Annotated in this window: 10 protein-coding genes; 7 read left to right on the plus strand and 3 right to left on the minus strand. The window is 63.1% G+C overall.

Translation table 11 applies throughout. The features are described 5' to 3' along the window. Positions 1-149 precede the first annotated feature (149 nt). Both G7047_RS26745 and G7047_RS26750 read left to right on the plus strand, forming a co-directional pair. Positions 150-1,166 carry a DUF2157 domain-containing protein gene (locus tag G7047_RS26745; RefSeq protein WP_166311345.1) on the plus strand — a complete coding sequence of 339 codons (1,017 nt, stop codon included), beginning with the start codon at positions 150-152 and terminating at the stop codon, positions 1,164-1,166. After that, the gene (locus G7047_RS26750) at positions 1,163-2,977 is read left to right on the plus strand and encodes a GDYXXLXY domain-containing protein (RefSeq protein WP_166311346.1); all 1,815 of its coding nucleotides are present in this window, start codon (positions 1,163-1,165) and stop codon (positions 2,975-2,977) included. The genes G7047_RS26745 and G7047_RS26750 overlap by 4 nt, the downstream gene beginning before the upstream one ends. A 20-nt stretch (positions 2,978-2,997) precedes the next feature. On the opposite strand, the gene G7047_RS26755 is transcribed toward G7047_RS26750, so the two are convergent. Next, positions 2,998-4,224, minus strand: coding sequence for a mechanosensitive ion channel domain-containing protein (locus G7047_RS26755; RefSeq protein ID WP_166312282.1), 1,227 nt, complete (start codon positions 4,222-4,224; stop codon positions 2,998-3,000). A 454-nt stretch (positions 4,225-4,678) separates the two neighbouring features. On the opposite strand from G7047_RS26755, the gene leuS reads away from it, so the two are divergent. From leuS to G7047_RS26780, 5 genes are all read left to right on the plus strand, one after another. Then, entirely contained in the window at positions 4,679-7,351 is a 2,673-nt protein-coding gene (leuS, locus tag G7047_RS26760) for a leucine--tRNA ligase (protein ID WP_166311347.1), read from the plus strand. Positions 7,352-7,389: 38 nt separating this feature from the next. Beyond that, on the plus strand, positions 7,390-7,899 hold the full coding sequence (gene lptE / locus G7047_RS26765) for an LPS assembly lipoprotein LptE (protein WP_166311348.1): 510 nt from the start codon (positions 7,390-7,392) through the stop codon (positions 7,897-7,899). A 4-nt stretch (positions 7,900-7,903) separates the two neighbouring features. After that, positions 7,904-8,956, plus strand: coding sequence for a DNA polymerase III subunit delta (gene holA / locus G7047_RS26770; protein WP_166311349.1), 1,053 nt, complete (start codon positions 7,904-7,906; stop codon positions 8,954-8,956). Positions 8,957-9,112: 156 nt separating this feature from the next. Then, positions 9,113-11,530 (plus strand): glycosyltransferase, encoded by a 2,418-nt coding sequence (locus tag G7047_RS26775; RefSeq protein WP_166311350.1) that lies wholly within the window; start codon positions 9,113-9,115, stop codon positions 11,528-11,530. After that, positions 11,527-14,079, plus strand: a complete 2,553-nt coding sequence (locus G7047_RS26780; RefSeq protein ID WP_166311351.1) for a phytanoyl-CoA dioxygenase family protein — start codon at positions 11,527-11,529, stop codon at positions 14,077-14,079. Before G7047_RS26775 ends, G7047_RS26780 begins: the two co-directional genes overlap by 4 nt. Positions 14,080-14,206: 127 nt before the next feature. Here G7047_RS26780 and G7047_RS26785 read toward each other — a convergent pair whose 3' ends face one another. Continuing rightward, positions 14,207-14,641 (minus strand): cupin domain-containing protein, encoded by a 435-nt coding sequence (locus G7047_RS26785; RefSeq protein ID WP_166311352.1) that lies wholly within the window; start codon positions 14,639-14,641, stop codon positions 14,207-14,209. A 61-nt stretch (positions 14,642-14,702) separates the two neighbouring features. Then, complete coding sequence (pbpC, locus tag G7047_RS26790; protein ID WP_166312283.1) at positions 14,703-17,015, minus strand: penicillin-binding protein 1C; 2,313 nt, start codon at positions 17,013-17,015, stop codon at positions 14,703-14,705. Between the last annotated feature and the right edge of the window lie 94 nt (positions 17,016-17,109).

Raw genomic sequence — 17,109 nt, forward strand, 5'->3', positions numbered from 1 at the left:
TGTCATGGGATGGCACCGGCAAGGCCGGGCGCACCTCGTGGCGTGCACGCCCACTACATTCGTCCCATGTTCTTTTCCAAGGAAAGATGGCATGCCTACGTCGCAGTGTTGGAACCCTGAAGCCACAATCAGTCAGAGGGAGAGTCACCATGGATAGCACGTTGTACCAGCTCGCCGCGCAACCCGGGCGCGACCCGCAGTCGCTTGCGCAGTTGCACCAGATCGCGACCGCCCCCGGCGAACCGCGCACGCTTGCACGCCATCTGCATTGGGGGTTGCTGCTTGTGGCGGCGCTACTGCTCGCAAGCGGGCTGATCTTCTGGATCGCCGCCAACTGGCAGGAGCAGACGCGCATGTTCAAGCTTATGCTGATCGAGGGCGCGTTGCTGGTCAGCGTCGTGGCGTCGCTCGTGTGGCGACGCGGGCGCATCGCGGCGCTGCTGTGTGCGACGCTCGCGCTCGGCGGGCTGCTCGCGTTCATCGGCCAGACCTACCAGACCGGCGCGGACGCGTGGCAGCTGTTTGCCACCTGGGCGGCGCTGGCGCTGCTGTGGACGCTGCTCGCACGCAGCGATGTGCTCTGGCTCGTGTGGGTGGGCATCGTTGCGACGGCGATTGCCATGTGGTTCGGGCATCTGGATCTGTGGGACATGCTGTTCCGTGGCCGCGAGATGCTCATGCAGCAGGTGATCTACATGCTGATGTGGCTGGCACTTGCGCTGGTGCCCTGGCTGGTGTCGCTCGTGCCGTGGACGCGCCACCGCGACGGCATGGCCTGGTGGTCGCATCGCGCGGCGCTGGCCATGGCGCTGGCGGCGTGGACGACGCTCGGCGTGATCGATCTGTTCACGCGAGAGAGCAGCGGCCTTGCCTATCCGCTTTGCGGAGTGCTGATCGCCATCGCCATGTTCGTGTCGTATCAAGGACAGCTGCGTGACTTCCCAAGCCTTTGCCTGTGCACGCTCGCGGCCAATGTCTGGATTCTGTCGCTGGTCGGGCGCGTGGTCTTCGAAGGGTCCGATTCCACGGCCAGCCTGTTGCTCTTTGCGCTTGCGACGCTGGGCTGCCTCGGCGCCACCGTCTCGGGCCTGCTGGCCGTGCAGCGCGGCATGCGCGCGCCGTCCGCTCAGTCCGACCAGACCGCTCAAGAAGGAGCCGTGCGATGAACTTCTTCAACTCCCAACCTTCCTGGTGGCCGCGTGCGCGTCAACTCGGGCTGGTGACCGGCGATTCGCCCGGAGCCAGCGTGGATGAAGAGCCGAGCATCTTCGTGATCGTGCTCGCGCTGATCGGTGCGGTGGTCTGTGCGATTGCGGCGGGCGCGTTTCTCGTCGCGCTGGTCGATTCGAATTTCTGGTTCCGCCATCCGGCGTCCTATGTGCTGAGCCTGATCGGCATCGTCGGCTCGGGTGCACTGCTCAGGCGCAATCACGGCGTGTTCGTGACCTGCCTCGCGCTGGTGATGTGGGGGCTGTTCTGTAGCCTGTTCGTGATGCGGCTGGTCCACGACATACATGGGCGCACGCTCGAGTTCGTGTTGATCTCGGGCCTGATCGCGCTGCTGCAGCTGGTGGGCGCGTCCGTCGCGCATGCGCAGTGGATACGCCGCATCATGGGATTCGTGTTTGCGATTGCGCTGTATCTGTGTCTGACCAAACTTCTGGCTGATGTGGCGCTTCTGCATCTGATGCATGTGGTGGGTGTGGCACTGGCTGCCGCGTGGCTGGTATGGCTGCTCAAGGAACCCGCACTGCTGCAGAGTTTGGCAAGCAAACCGTTGTTGGTGGGTTGGTCTGCATTTGCGGACAGCGCCGCCGTAGGCCTGCTCATCATGGCGGTCTTGGGGTTTGAGGGCAGTGGTTGGGGTTACGGGATGACATACTCGTTCTTTGGCGTGCGGCGTCCCCGTGACCTGGATCTGGACACGGTGCGGTTGTTGATCAGAATAGGTCGTACTTGGGCATCGCTGCTGGTCTTCGTGGCAATCGGCTCGTTGAGTGCGCATTGGAAAAGGAATGGAATGGCAACGCGCCGGACGCTGCGGACAGTGTTCGGGGTGGGAGTGCTGCTTGCCGTGGCAGCATGGTTCAGTCCATCGCTCGGTGTCATCTCGTTGATCGCTGCGGGTGCGCTGATCGGCGGGCGCTGGCGCATCGCCGTGCTGTGCGGGCTGGCGGCGCTGTGGGCGCTCTCGATGTTTTATTACAGCCTTGCGTGGCCGCTCGCGCAGAAGGGGCTGGGTCTGGCGGCCATGGGGGCGGTGCTGCTCGCGGGGCTGACGCTGCCGCGCCTGCTGGCCGGGCGCAGCACAGCAGGTGCTGACGATGATCACGCGGCGAATGGTCTGATGCAGATGGCGGCCTGGTCACGCGCCCGGCTGATCTGCCTGATCGTCGGGGCGCTGCTGGTCTTCGGTCTGGTGAACTGGGACGTGCGCGGCAAGGAACAGGTGATCGCCCATGGTCAGCCGGTGTTGGTGAAACTGGTTCCAGTGGACCCGCGTTCGCTGATGCAGGGCGACTACATGGCGCTGCGCTTCGATCTGCCCCAGACTGTTCAGGAGGGACTCGAGAAAACGCTGTTGCCCACGGCGCGCGTGCGTGCGACGTTGGATGAAAAGGGCCGCGCCACGGTCAAGAGTCTGGTGGCCGAGCGCTTCGATCCGGCAGCGGGGGAGATCGTGCTGCCGCTCAAGCGTCTGAAAGGCCGCTGGGTGTTGGTGACGGATGCCTATTTCTTCCCTGAAGGTACGGGCAAGGTGTTCGAGCGTGCGCAGTACGGCGACTTTCGCGTGCTGCCCGATGGGCGCGCCCTGCTCGTGGGGTTGGCCAGTGCGGATGGCACGCCGATTGCGGTGCCGCACGCACTGCCGAAGAAGCCCCGGTCCAGCGCCGACGACAGCGATATCGATTCAGCGGCGAATGCGGAGGGAGTGGCGCCGACTGAGGATCCCTTGCCTCCCGCCAGCAGACCATGAACTGATCCGCCGGCGTGTGGTCACAGCGACAGCACGCCGACCTCGTTCTGCCTGAGGCCCACTTTGACATCGTTGCCCGACGGGTTCTGGAATGCGTGCAGCCCGAATTCCGGCAGGATGGCGATCAGGTGGTCGAAGATGTCGCCCTGGATGCTCTCGTACTCCAGCCACACCGTAGTCGCCGTGAATGCATAGACCTCCAGCGGCGTGCCGTTGGTGGTGCTCTCCATCATGCGGGCCATCAGCGTCATGTCCTTGCGCAGGCGCGGGTGGGCGCGCAGATACGCGTTCACATAGGCGCGGAAGGTGCCGATGTTGGTGAGCTTGCGCAGATTGACCACCTCGTGCGCCAATTCCGGTGCCTTTTCGGCGAAGTCGCTGTTGTAGGTGTCGATCTCCTGCGTCTTGTTGTCCAAATAGGGGCGCAGCAGCGCGATGTGCGACAGCTCCTCGATCTCGGATTCGGAGAGAAACCGCACCGTCGCGTTGTCGATCAGCAGGCTGCGCTTGATGCGGCGGCCGCCCGATTCGGACATACCGCGCCAATTCTTGAAGCTCTCGCTCATCAAGCGCCACGTGGGGATGGTGGTGATGGTGTTATCCCAGTTGCGGATCTTCACCGTGTTGAGCGCCATGTCCACCACCGCGCCGTCCGCGCCGACCTGGTCCATCTGCAGCCAGTCACCCACGCGCAGCATGTCGTTGCCCGCGAGTTGCACGCCGGCGGTGAATGACAGGATGGTGTCCTTGAACACCAGCATCAGCACGGCCGACATCGCGCCCAGGCCCGAAAGCAGGATCAGTGGTGAGCGGTCGATCAGCGCGCCGATCATGATGATGCCTACGATCAGCATCGTGATCAGTTGGCCGAGCTGCACATAGCTCTTGAGCGAGCGGGTGCCGGGGAATTTGCTGAGCGCCTCGCGATTGTGATCCTGGATCACGTCGAGCACCGCGATGATGATGCGTCCGATCGCCAGCACTGTGCAGGCCACGGCCACGTTGTGGATGATATTGGTGCTCACGGGCGAGAGCTTGGGTACCGCGAACACGCCGATCTGGAACACTAGCGACGGCACGACCTGCGACAGGCGAGTGAGCACGCGCTTGTCCACGAGGTTCTGCATCCATGGCGCGGACACATTGCTGGCCAGATGCGGCAGCACGTTCAGCAGAATCAGGCGCGCGACGAAGCGCAGCACATAGGCGACGACGGCCAGCAAAGCCAGGCCGATGGCGCTCTGCATCCATGGGTCGAGGTGGCTGATGGTGTCGTAGTAATCGGAAAGCGCAGCAGAAAGCACAGGTTCACACTCCTTCCGGTGAGTTTGAGGGTGGGGGTGAAAAAAGGGTGATCCGGGGCGGATCATCGAACAAAAGCGGACCGCAGACGAGTGGGTGATTCCGCCGGCTCTATCAAAATGAGAGCAATCACTTCATGTCAGACGCCGAAAGCGCCTTGAAGGTTCCCCGATTTTCGCACGCAGGCCGGTTACCTCGCATACGAAGAGGGAGATCCGGGCGCGCTCGCGCGCGTCGGGGTGCCCGTTATCGGAGCCACAAACCGGGGATCAGGACAAACGCCTACAATCTTCCACCATTCGGCTCGCGTTGACCCCGTTTGCCCTCGGGATGATTTCCCCAAAGGCTGGTTTGATCGCGCAGGGTGTGGCGGCCGCATTCCTTCCCATTCGAGTTTCCATGCAAGACAAATACAACCATTCCGAAGTGGAGCGCGCAGCGCAGAGCCACTGGACCGCCGCTGACGCCTACCGCGTGACGGAAGACGCGAACAAGCCCAAGTACTATGCCTGCTCGATGTTGCCGTACCCCAGCGGCAAGCTGCACATGGGCCACGTGCGCAACTACACCATCAACGACATGCTCACGCGCCAATTGCGCATGAAGGGCTTCAACGTCTTGATGCCCATGGGCTGGGATGCCTTCGGTCTGCCTGCTGAAAACGCCGCACTCAAGAACAAGGTGCCGCCAGCCAAGTGGACGTACGAGAACATCGCGTACATGAAGAAGCAGATGCAGGCGATGGGCCTGGCCATCGACTGGAGCCGCGAAGTCGCCACCTGCGATCCTGAGTACTACAAGTGGAACCAGTGGCTGTTCCTCAAGATGCTGGAAAAGGGCGTCGCCTACCGCAAGACCCAGGTCGTGAACTGGGACCCGGTCGACCAGACCGTGCTCGCCAACGAACAGGTGATCGACGGCCGCGGCTGGCGCACCGGTGCGCTGGTGGAAAAGCGCGAGATTCCTGGCTACTACCTGGCCATCACGCAGTACGCGCAAGAGCTGCTCGACCACGTCCAGATCGGCAATGAAAAGGCGACGCTCACCGGCTGGCCCGACAAGGTTCGTCTGATGCAGGAAAACTGGATCGGCAAGTCGGCAGGCGTGCGTTTCGCGTTCACGCATGACAACAAGGATGCCGCGGGCAATCTCATCCAGGATGGCAAGATGTACGTGTTCACCACGCGTGCCGACACCATCATGGGCGTGACCTTCTGCGCCGTGGCTCCGGAGCATCCGCTGGCTATGCAAGCTGCACAGGGCAATGCGAAGATCGCCGCGTTCATCGAAGAATGCAAGAAGGGCGGCACGACCGAGGCGGAATTGGCCGTGAAGGAAAAAGAAGGCCTGCCGACAGGCCTCTTCGTCACGCATCCGATCACCGGCAAGCAGGTCGAAGTCTGGATCGGCAACTACGTGCTGATGAGCTACGGCGACGGCGCGGTGATGGGCGTGCCTGCGCACGACGAGCGCGACTTCGCGTTCGCACTCAAGTACCAATTGCCCATCCAGCAGGTGGTGGCCGTGGAAGGCCAGACCTACGACGCCACGCAATGGCACGACTGGTATGGCGACAAGGAACGCGGCGTCACCATCAACTCGGGCGAGCTTGACGGTATGAGCCACAAGGACGCCGTGTCCGCAGTCGCCAAGCTGCTCGAATCCAAGGGCCTCGGCGAACTCAAGACCACTTGGCGTCTGCGCGACTGGGGCATCAGCCGCCAGCGTTACTGGGGCACGCCGATCCCGATCATCCATTGCGAAGACTGCGGTGCGCAGCCGGTTCCTGAAAAGGATCTGCCAGTCGTCCTGCCGCAAGATCTGGTGCCCGATGGTTCTGGCAACCCGCTCGTCAAGAGCGAAGCTTTTCACGCCGGTGTGGTCTGCCCTTGCTGCGGCAAACCCGCACGCCGCGAGACCGACACGATGGACACCTTCGTGGACAGCTCGTGGTACTTCATGCGCTATTGTGATGCGAAGAACACCGAGAAGATGGTGGCAGACGGCGCCGACTACTGGATGCCGATGGACCAGTACATCGGCGGTATCGAACACGCGATTCTTCACCTGCTCTATGCCCGTTTCTGGACCAAGGTGATGCGCGACATGGGCCTGGTGAAGGTCGATGAACCCTTCACCAAGCTGCTCACGCAAGGCATGGTGTTGCGCGGTGCGTTCTCGCAGCGCACGGCCAACGGCGGAAAGCAGTACTTCTGGGAAAGCGAAGTCAACGTCATCAAGAATGAGAACGACGTTGTCATCGGCGGCACGCTCAAGAGCGACGGCTCGGCGCTCGATTACGAGATGACGACCATGTCCAAGTCGAAGAGCAACGGCGTCGATCCGCAGGACCTGATCGAAAAGTACGGCGCAGACACTGCACGTCTGTACACCATGTTCACCGCGCCACCCGAGCTCACGCTGGAGTGGAACGAGTTCGCCGTGGAAGGCAGCTACCGCTTCCTGCGCCGCGTCTACAACTTCGGCGCCAAGCTTTCGGCATCTGAGTTTGAAGCCGCACGCGCCAAAGCCACTGGCAAGAACGGCATCGCTGGCGTCACTTTCGGCAAGGAAGCCAAGGCGCTGCGTCTGGAAGTGCACACCGTGCTCAAGCAGGTGGATTACGACTACCAGCGCATGCAGTACAACACCGTGGTTTCCGGCGCGATGAAGATGATCAACGCGCTGGAAGACTTCAAGGCGCTTGACTCGCAAGGTGGCCGCGAAGCGGTGGTCGAGTGCTTCGGCATTCTGGCCCGCGTGCTGTATCCCGCAACGCCGCATCTGGGCCACGTGCTGTGGACCGAACTCGGCTTTGCCAAGGCACAGGGCGAGTTGCTCGACACCGCCTGGCCCGAAGTCGACCCGCAAGCACTGGTGCAGGACGAGATCGAACTCATGCTGCAGGTGAACGGTAAGCTGCGTGGCTCGATCCGCGTCGATGCCAAGGCCGACAAGGCCACCATCGAAGCCGCTGCGCTCGCGAACGAGGAATGCCAGAAGTTCGCCGAAGGCAAGGACCCGAAGAAGATCATCGTTGTGCCGGGTCGCCTGGTCAACGTGGTGGTCTGAGACAAACGCCCGGAACAACGCAGGGGAAACAACGCATCATGCAAAAACGCACAGTTCTCGCATTGCTCGCCGCAGCACCGCTCGCGGCCTGCGGCTTTCGCCTGCGCGGCGCGCCCGACTTCCAGTTCAAGTCCATCTACGTGAAGGCACCGCCGGGCTCGCAGCTCGCACGCGAGCTGGTGCGCACCTTGAAGGGCGCGGGAGGTGACGTGAAGGTGATCACCGAGATCGCCGACATCGCCCAGGCCGAGGCGATCTGCAACATCCTCTCGGAAAACCGCGAGCGCGTGGTCGTGGGTCTGAACGCCTCGGGCCAGGTGCGCGAATTGCAACTGCGCCTGCGCATGCATTTCTCGCTGACCGGACCGAACGGCGAGGAGTTCGTGCCGAACACAGAACTGCTGCAGCAGCGCGACGTCAGCTACAACGAATCGATCGCGCTGTCCAAGGAAGGCGAAGAGGCCATGCTGTTCAAGAACATGCAGACCGATCTGGTGCAGCAGCTCATGCGGCGTCTGGCCAAGGCCAAACTGGTGCCGGTGTCCTAAGCGCATGCAAGTGACTCTGAACCAGCTGGCTGGGCATCTTCAAAGAGGCGTGAAATCGCTCTACGTGCTGCATGGCGACGAGCCGTTGTTGCAACAGGAGGCGGTGGACGCCATCCGCGCCGTGGCGCGCGAATCGGGCTACACCGAGCGCAACAGCTTCACCGCGCAGGGCGCGCATTTCGACTGGAGCGGCGTGCTGGCAGCGGGCGGCTCGCTCTCGCTGTTCGCGGACAAGCAGATCATCGAAATCCGCATCCCCAGCGGCAAGCCCGGCAAGGACGGCGGCGCAGCCCTGCAGCAGATCGCGCAGGACGCCGCATCGAGCGACAGCACGCTTACCGTTGTGATGCTGCCGCGCCTCGACAAGGCCACTAAAACCGGCACATGGTTCAGCGCGCTCGATTCCGCAGGCATCAGCATCCAGATCGACCCCGTCGAACGCGGCATGCTTCCGCAGTGGATAGCGCAGCGCCTCGCGAGCCAGGGCCAGCGCGTCGTGCCTGGCGAAGAGGGCCAGCGCACGCTTGCCTTCTTTGCCGACCGCGTCGAAGGCAACTTGCTCGCCGCGCATCAGGAAATCCAGAAACTCGCACTGCTCTACCCGCAGGGCGAACTCACCTGGTCGCAGGTCGAACAGGCGGTGCTCAACGTCGCCCGCTACGACGTCTTCAAACTCTCCGAGGCCGTGCTCTCCGGCAACGTCGCCCGCATGCAGCGCATGATGGACGGCCTGCAGGCAGAAGGCGAGGCCGAGGTGCTGGTGCACTGGGCTCTGGCCGAAGACATCCGCTCCTTGAAGCGCGTGAAGGACGCGATGAACGCCGGCAAGCCCCTGCCCATGGCCCTGCGCGAAAACCGCGTCTGGGGTCCGAAGGAGCGATTGTTCGAACGGATCTTGCCGAGTGTGGGTGACGCCGCCTTGTCACGCCTGCTTCAATCCGCGCATATCGTGGACGGCATCGTCAAGGGCTTGAAGCAACCGGATTGGCCAGCGGATGGGTGGCTGGCGCTGCAGCGGTTGGGTCTGCAGTTGTGCAAGACCTGTGCGGGACGGTGAGCCGTAGTGACCCATCTTCTGAAAAGTAAATAAATAAAAACAATCCTGTATCGTTGACATTGATTCATGATCAAGGGGTCACCGAAGTACAGATGTCATGACGCGAGGGGTCGCAGTCAGCGTTGGAGTTGCGGTGCGTTCCGTACAAGGCGTTGAATGACTACCCGAACCCGTGCGATTTTCACGATTTGCTCGAACAACTATGTCCCGATGGCGCGGGTGCTGCTGGAGAGTGCGCGACGCCATCATCCCGAGGCGGCCGTCTATTTGTGCCTTGCGGATGAAAAGCTGGCGGACGCCGGTTTCTATCCCGATTTCTGCGAAGTGGTCACTGCCGACGTGCTGGCGATTCCGGACTTTCGCGAGTTTGCCTTCCGCTACGACGTGCTGGAGTTCAACACGGCGGTCAAGCCGTTCATGTTCCGCCATCTGCTGGCACGGGGTCACGAACAGGTTGTCTATCTCGACCCGGACATCGAGGTGTTCGCTCCGCTCGAGGCCGTCTTCCGGTTGCTGGATGAAGGCGCTTCGTTCGTTCTCACGCCCCATCTGACACAACCTGCCGAGCGCGCAGCCTTTCCCGACGATATGGGGATCATGCGTGCGGGCGTCTACAACCTCGGCTTTCTCGGTGTGGGCGCTTGCGATGAGGCGCAGAGCATTCTGCGCTGGTGGGCCAGGCGACTCGAGCACCATTGCGTGAGCGAGCCCGAACGCGGCATCTTCGTGGACCAGAAGTTCATGGACCTTGTTCCTGGCTTCGCCGAGCGTGCGCGCATTCTGCGTGAGACAGGCTACAACGCAGCTTACTGGAATTTGCACCAGCGAGCGCTGAGTCGCGATGGTGGGTTGTGGCGCATTGATGGTGCGCCGCTGCGTTTCTTTCACTTCAGCGGCATCGATCCTGCCAATCTGCGGCGACTGTCCAAACACACAGAGGCCTTTCGCGATGACGAGATTCAGGCCCCGCTCAAGGGGCTGATGAGCGAGTATGCAGAGCAAGTGCTGGACAACGGGCATGGTCATGTGCCCAGAGCCACCTATGCCTATGGGCGCTTCGCCTCCGGCACGCCGATTCCCGACGTGGTGCGTCGCATGTTCCGCGAACAGCACGTGTGCTGGTCGGGTGGCGATCCGTTCGAATGCTACGAGGAATATCTGCACTTGCCTTGCTCGCATGGAGCAACGGCGCGCTCGGGTTACGTGACCCATTTGATGGCCTACCTGCATCAGCGCGAGCATTGGCTGCGTTCCAACTTCCACCTTGCGACGCAGCAGGGTGTCGAAGACTATCTGCAGTGGTTCGTGCAGCATGGGCGCGATCTGCTCAAGGACAGCCGATTGGTGGATCCCGTGGCGTTGCGCGCGGGATCATGGACGTCCGCGCTGGACGCGCCGGCATATTCCGAGCGCACGCGCAGCAAGCAAACGACCAAGACGCCAGAGGTCACGGTGATCGGATACCTTCAGCTCGCGATGGGTGTGGGCGAGGCGGGGCGGCAAATGCTGCGCACGCTGAGCCATGCGGGAGTGCAGGCAGCCGGCCTGCCGATTCGCTTGAATGCGTTGTCGGCACAGGTGGATCATGTGCTGGACGCACGGCTCGTGCAGACCAGCCAGGCGCCCGTTCAGATCTTCAATGTGAACGCCGACCAGCTGCCTGCGGTGACGGAGCACCTGTCCACTTCCGTGCGCGCAGATGCATGGAAGACGGTCATGCCGTTCTGGGAATTGGAGCAGTTCCCAGCGCCTTGGCTCAAGGCCTTCGATCTGGTGCATGAGGTGTGGGCACCCACGCGCTACGTGCAGACCATGCTGGCACGCAAGCTCGACAAGACGGTGCTGCACATGCCGCTGCCGTTGACGTTCGAGGTACCACCGATGGTCGAACGATCCCGCTTTGGACTGCCGGACGATACTTTCCTGTTCTTCTTCTCGTTCGACTTTCTGTCGTTCGTGGAGCGCAAGAACCCGATGGCGATCGTCCGGGCGTTTCGTCGCGCCTTTCGCAGCGGCAGTGATCGCCCAAGGGTGGCGCTGGTCATCAAGACGCTTCACTCGGAAGTTCATGCAGAAAAGGGCAACGCTCTGCGCGAAGCGCTGCGCAGCGATCCGGATGTGATTCTGATCGAGCGCACCCTGGGCAGGCAAGAGAATCTCCAGCTGATCGCCTGCTGCGATGCGGTCGTGTCTCTGCACCGTGCGGAGGGGCTAGGGTTGCTGGTGGCGGAGGCGATGCAACTCGGCAAGCCCGTCATCGCCACCGACTATTCCGCGACCACGGAGCTGGTGTCGAAGCACACGGGATGGCCTGTGGATTGCTCGCTGGTGCCAGTGCCTGAGGGGCACTATCCTTTCCATGAAGGTCAGGTGTGGGCGGAGCCGGACGCGTGCCATGCCGCATGGCAGATGCGGCAGGTTTTTCAGCATCGCGATGAAGCCAGACGGCGGGCCGATGTTGCGCGCACAATGCTGCAAGACCGCTTTGGTGCAGATGTCTGTGCTGCACGATTGCGTGATCGCCTTGATGCACTCACAGACGCTGAGATCAACAGAGGAGCGGTCACGGCGTGAACGATGAAGCAGAACTTCGCGCCATCCGGCGCTGGACGCTGGTAGGCGATATCGGCGGCGCGGCCAGCTACCACGCGGGTGACGAGGCCATGCTGGAGGCCAACCTGCGGCTGTTGCGGACCATTGCTCCCGCGGCTGTCTTGCATGCCATCTCAGCGGATCCCGAATTCACCTCACTTACCTATGGTGTGCAGGCTTTTTCGCGGCTGGGTTTTGATAATTGCGCCAATGAAATCGAGCGTGAAGCATTGCTCGACAAGATGTCGAATCGGCATTGGGCCAGTCGCGCACCGCAGGCGTTTGGTGCGTTGACGCAGGCGTCGGATGGGCTGATCATCTCCGGTGGCGGCAATCTATGCAGCACGTGGCCGGCTTGCATCTACGAGCGTCTCGCGCTGTGCCGTCGTGCCGTGGAAATCGGCGCGCCTGTGGTGGTGCTGGGCCAGACCATTGGCCCGGAATTGAACGAGCGCCATCGCGAGTGGGTGTCCGAGATTTTGCGAACCGCATCGTGGATCGGCGTGCGGGAATATCCCAGCTACCAGCGTGCGCTGGCGCTGGGCGCAGACCCCCGCCGCATGAGCTTTCAGATCGACGATGCTCACGCGTTGGGCCGCGCAGATCCAGGTATGCCCGCGACATGGCAATGGCCGTACCCGTTTTCCATCGAGGCCCCTTGGATCGGCGTAACGTTTCATCCGCTATGCGATCCTACCGGGGACGAGCCCATGATCGAGCGATTGGCCCATCAGCTCGAAGCCTTTGCATTGCACACCGGGTGTCACTTGGTATTCATCCCCCATGCCCGCGCCGCGCCGCAAGCCGGAGCGCACTGGGGTGATGAAGACATGGGCCAGGCACTGGCTGCACGCATGCGAGAAGTCGTCTTGCATGTGTTGCCGGTGCTTCCCGCTGCACAGATTGCACGGATCACCGCGCATGCGCAATGGGTGGTGAGCTCGAGGTATCACCCACTGGTGTTTGCGCTTGCGGCGGATGTGCCTTGTCTGGGCGTGTGGGTGGACGAATACACCCAGACGAAATTGCAGGGCGCACTGCAGCACATGGACTGCGCAGGGGATGCCTTGGACGCGGGCGCAGTGCTCCACGGGCGCTTGATCACCCGCCTGATGCAACTGTGGGAGCAGCGCGACGCGCGGCGTGCCCACATTGCGATGCAACGGCTGAGCGTGGAGAGCGACGAGGCGTTGCGTCAGCAAGCTTTGGGCAGAGTGGTCTCCACGGGGGTAGCGGTTGAGCCACCTCTGCCGACCAGATGGAGCAGGATCGCGGCTTCCGCGTCCACCTCGGCGCGGCCGCGACTATTGGGCAAGCTTTCGCTGGCGCATACACCTGCGCATATGAACAATGAAGAAGGGACAAGCAAGATGTTGAGCGAAGCCGATTGGCAGCAGTTTGAACGTGACGGGTATCTGCATCTGGGACAGGTGTTGAGCGCCGACGAGGTCAAGGCATTGCAGGAGAGGGCCGATGCGCTGGCGCTGGGCGAATGGGTCAACCCCCATATCCAGATGCAGCGAGATACCGGAGGCGAGTACGACGCCTTGCCGGATGCCGTAGCCCGATTCGAGGAAGGATCGCATCTGTACCGCAAGATTCAGGGACTGGAGAACGACGACCGGTTTGCGCAACTGATCGACCGTCCCGTGTTCCGTGAGATCTGTGCCCGGATGTATGGCGCGCACGCACCGGTGTCGATCTTCCGCGCGATGATCATGAACAAGCCTGCAGGCCAAGGCACGAACCTGCCATGGCATCAGGATGGCGGAACGGTATGGCAACTCGATCGGGACCCGCTGGTGACGATCTGGGTCGCTCTGGACGACGCCACTCAGGCCAATGGCTGCATGGACGCCATTCGTGGATCGCACCGCAATGGTTTGCTGAGCATGCAGGGCAGCACGCTCACCAACGAGCAGGTACAAGAGCACTGCCATGCCAACCAGACCGTGCCTCTGGAGGTGCCGTCAGGCCATGCAGTGCTGTTTCACAACTGGCTGATCCACCGCTCCGGTACCAACCCATCGCCCACCCCGAGGCGCGCCTTCACCATGTGCTGCATGGACGCCCGCACGCGCGGCGTGCTGACCGGTGCGCGGTATCCCATCGTCTACGGCGAACTCGCGGATGAGCCGGACCACTATGTGCGCCAGCTGCACACCGATCTGGCAGGAAAGACGGCCATGGCCAGCGAAGCCGAACGATACGCGCTGAGCCTGCGTGATGCCCATGCAGATGCCGAGCGATATGCCAAAAGCCTTGAAGCGGAACTGACCAAACTTCGACAGCACGGCATGGAGAATGACAATGCGGAAGACCTGCGCGAAAGAAACCGGCGCATGGATCAGGCGTTGACCCAGATGCGTGCCGAAATGCTGGAACTCAGCCGCGCGCTGGCGACGGCGAAAGAGGGCTCACTGGATGAGGTACATCGCGTGGACGCCCTGAACCAGGCGATGCAAGCGTCGATGTCTTGGCGTGTGACGCGGCCACTTCGGGCGGTGTTGAAGGCGATGAGGGGGTGGTGATCGTTCGCCGCTCGCAGGATGGGGGTGGAGTGTGTACGCAAGATGTATCGATGGCGATTTGCACGTGAGAAACATGACTTTGCAAGTCCACCGGCAAGTGTAAGTTGCCGATGACCTCATCAATGGCTCACTGCTCCGCAATCACATCCACAAACACCAACGGCTCCGACCCAGTGGCCGTCAACCCATGTGATTCGCCCTTGCGCACGATGGTCACGTCGCCGGCCTTCACGGGGACATCTTTCCCGTCCTTGTCCTTGAAGATGCCTGTGCCCGAGATGATGATGTAGGTGTCTTCGTTGGTGACATGCTTGTGGTAGCCGATGGAGTCGCCGGGCTTCAGGGTGAGCCAGCTGATTTCCTTGATGGCCTCGTCCTTTTTGGGCATGTCGCGGGTGAAGGCGTATTCGCCGTAGAGCACGCCCTTGCCGCCACCGGCCTCCTTCTTTTCGGCCTTGATCATGCTCTCGCGCGGGTAGACCTCGGCGTGGACGAACTGGGTGGCGGTGAGGGTTGCGAGTGCGGCAATGGCGGTTAGGACGGGGTGCTTGCGCAGCGACATGGAGCGTACCTTTCGTGGGGCCGTGGGCGAAGGCCACGGTGCAGCGCTCGTTATCGCAAGCTCAGGGCACGATGTCCACGGTGATTTCCCGCGTTTCCGATGCGCCCTGGTCGCTGACGGCGCGCAGGGTGTGGCGCTGGCTGGCCTGCGCCATGGGGGGCAGCCAGGTGAGGCCTTCGCCGGGGGCGGACTGGCCGATCAGCGTGTCGCCCGCAAACCAGTAGATGGTGCGGATGCCCGCGTCGGTCTCGGCGCGCAGCACCAGGGGCTCGGGCTTCTGGGTGCGCAGGATGTGGCGCACGCCGCGCAGCGGGGCGGTGATGCGCGGCGTGTGGTCTGCGGTCGCCAAGTCGTCGAGAGGGTTGTTGCTGGCGTCGTCGTTGGCGCTTATGTCTGTCCGGTCACAGCCGTCGTTGGGCGCGGCGGCGCGGGGCAGGCCGGATTGGCGGAACAGGCGGCGCATGTCGCTGCTCCACTGCTCCACGACCTGTTGGCGCGCACCGGGCTGTGGGCCACAGACGATCTTGCCTGAGGCTTCATCAACCCACACGGCGCGGTGCAACTGGCTGGTCTGGATGGGGGACTTGCCCGCGATGAACCAGGTGTTGGTGCGCACGGGGCAGAGCGCGTCAGGCAGGCCGCCGGTGGCTGCGCAGACCTCAATCTGGCGCAGGTCGCGCGGTTGGCGTTTGGGCACTTCGGTGGTGTCAAAGCGCTGGGCACGCAGTGCGTCCACCATGCGCATGAACAGCGGGGCGGCCGCATCCACGCCGACCAGCGCGGGGTTGCTGCTGCCATCGAAATTGCCCATCCACACCACCAGCACATAGCGGCCGAAAACGCCTGCGGTCCACGCGTCGCGGAACCCCCAGGAGGTGCCCGTTTTCCATGCGACGGCGGGGCGTGCGGGCTGGGCGGTGTCGGGGCGCGGCGTGTGGCGCAGCATGTCGAGCGTGATGAAGGCGGCCTCTTCGCTGAGCAGGCGCAGCGGCGCGGTCGCTGTGGGTTGGTCGTTCGGACCGCGCTGTGTGTAGCGGATTGGCTGGGTCACGCCGCCGTTGGCCAACGTGGCGTAGAGGCCCGCGAGTTCTTCGGGCGTGACCTCGCCGCCGCCGAGCACGAGGGCGAGGCCGTAGTGCGCCTCGCTCTGCAGTTTCTGCACTCCGGCAAGACGCAGGAACGCGTGCAGATTGGGCTTGCCAAGCTGCGCCGCGACCGAGACGGCGGGGATGTTGCGGCTGCGGATCAGTGCGTCCTGCGCGGAGACGGGGCCGACAAAGCGGTGGTCAAAATTCTCGGGGGTGTAGGGGCCGAAGGCGGTGGGCGCGTCCTTCAGAACGGTCTTGGGATGCAGCAGTCCCTGATCGAGCGCGAGCGCGTAGATGAAGGGCTTGAGCGTCGAGCCTGGCGAGCGTCTGGCCTGTGTGCCGTTGACCTGGCCCTCGATCTTTGCGTCGTGCCAGTCGGCCGAGCCGATGAGCGCGCGCACCTCCATGGTGGACGCGTCGAGCAGCAGCGCGCTCGCGTTGATCAGGCCCACGTCGGAGCGGGTGCGCAGGTACTGGGCGAGCACGCGCTCCAGCGTGGTCTGCATGCGCAGGTCGATGGCGCTGCGGATGTCCTGCTGGCCGCGTTCCTGCGCGAGCAGCATGTCGGTGAGGTGCGGTGCGAGAAACGGCAGATTTCCGCGCGATTGGGCGGAGAGTGCAAGCTCGGCATCGGGCGCCAGCACGCGGGCCGCTGGATCGCGCTCCTTCCACAGCGCAAGCAGGCGCTGGCGTGCGGACTGCAGCTCGGCGTTGCGGCCGCGCTCGGCGATACGCTTGACCGGGTTTTGCGGAATCACCGCGAGCGTGAGGGCTTCGGGCAGGGTGAGGTCGCCCGCGCTTTTGCGGAAGTAGATCAGGCTCGCGGCCTGTACGCCTTCGATGTTGCCGCCGTAGGGCGCGGTGTTCAGATAGGCCTCCAGCACTTCGCGCTTGCTGTAGCGCGCCTGTAGCCAGAGCGCCGCGAAGATCTGCGCGACTTTGCCGTCGTAACTGCGGCTGTCGATGCCGTAGATGCGCCGCGCGAGCTGCATGGTGAGTGTCGATCCGCCTTGCCTGCGACCACCGCTGGTGATGTGCCAGGCGCTGCGCACCAGTGCGGCGGGATTGACGCCGGGATGCCGGTAGAAGCTGCGGTCCTCATACAGCAGCACGGCCTCGACCAGCGTGGGCGAGATGTTCTTGAGCGACACCCAGACGCGGTACTGCTCGTCGGGCGCAAGCGTGAGCCTGAGCAGCTCGCCGCCGCGCGCGTAGACGGCGCGCGACGAGCCGACCTGCTCGCGCAGGGGCGCGTGAGGCAGCAGGCGCAGTGTGACGACGGCCAGCGTGATCAACACCGTCAGCGCGACGATGAACTTCCCCGCCTTCTTCCAACCCTTCCATCGCCGTTTGTGCAGCGGTGAAGCTTGGCGGGGAGAC

Origin of the sequence: Diaphorobacter sp. HDW4A, from assembly GCF_011305995.1 — a bacterium.
In the GTDB taxonomy this organism is placed as follows: Bacteria; Pseudomonadota; Gammaproteobacteria; order Burkholderiales; family Burkholderiaceae_C; genus Diaphorobacter_A.

Excerpts from the sequence above, each read along its gene's own strand:
- G7047_RS26785 (WP_166311352.1), bottom strand. The coding sequence starts at position 14,641 with ATGTCGCTGCGCAAGCACCCCGTCCTAACCGCCATTGCCGCACTCGCA.
- G7047_RS26745 (WP_166311345.1), top strand. The coding sequence starts at position 150 with ATGGATAGCACGTTGTACCAGCTCGCCGCGCAACCCGGGCGCGACCCG.
- G7047_RS26775 (WP_166311350.1), top strand. The coding sequence starts at position 9,113 with ATGACTACCCGAACCCGTGCGATTTTCACGATTTGCTCGAACAACTAT.
- lptE (WP_166311348.1), top strand. The coding sequence starts at position 7,390 with ATGCAAAAACGCACAGTTCTCGCATTGCTCGCCGCAGCACCGCTCGCG.
- G7047_RS26755 (WP_166312282.1), bottom strand. The coding sequence starts at position 4,224 with ATGCAGAGCGCCATCGGCCTGGCTTTGCTGGCCGTCGTCGCCTATGTG.
- G7047_RS26750 (WP_166311346.1), top strand. The coding sequence starts at position 1,163 with ATGAACTTCTTCAACTCCCAACCTTCCTGGTGGCCGCGTGCGCGTCAA.
- holA (WP_166311349.1), top strand. The coding sequence starts at position 7,904 with ATGCAAGTGACTCTGAACCAGCTGGCTGGGCATCTTCAAAGAGGCGTG.
- leuS (WP_166311347.1), top strand. The coding sequence starts at position 4,679 with ATGCAAGACAAATACAACCATTCCGAAGTGGAGCGCGCAGCGCAGAGC.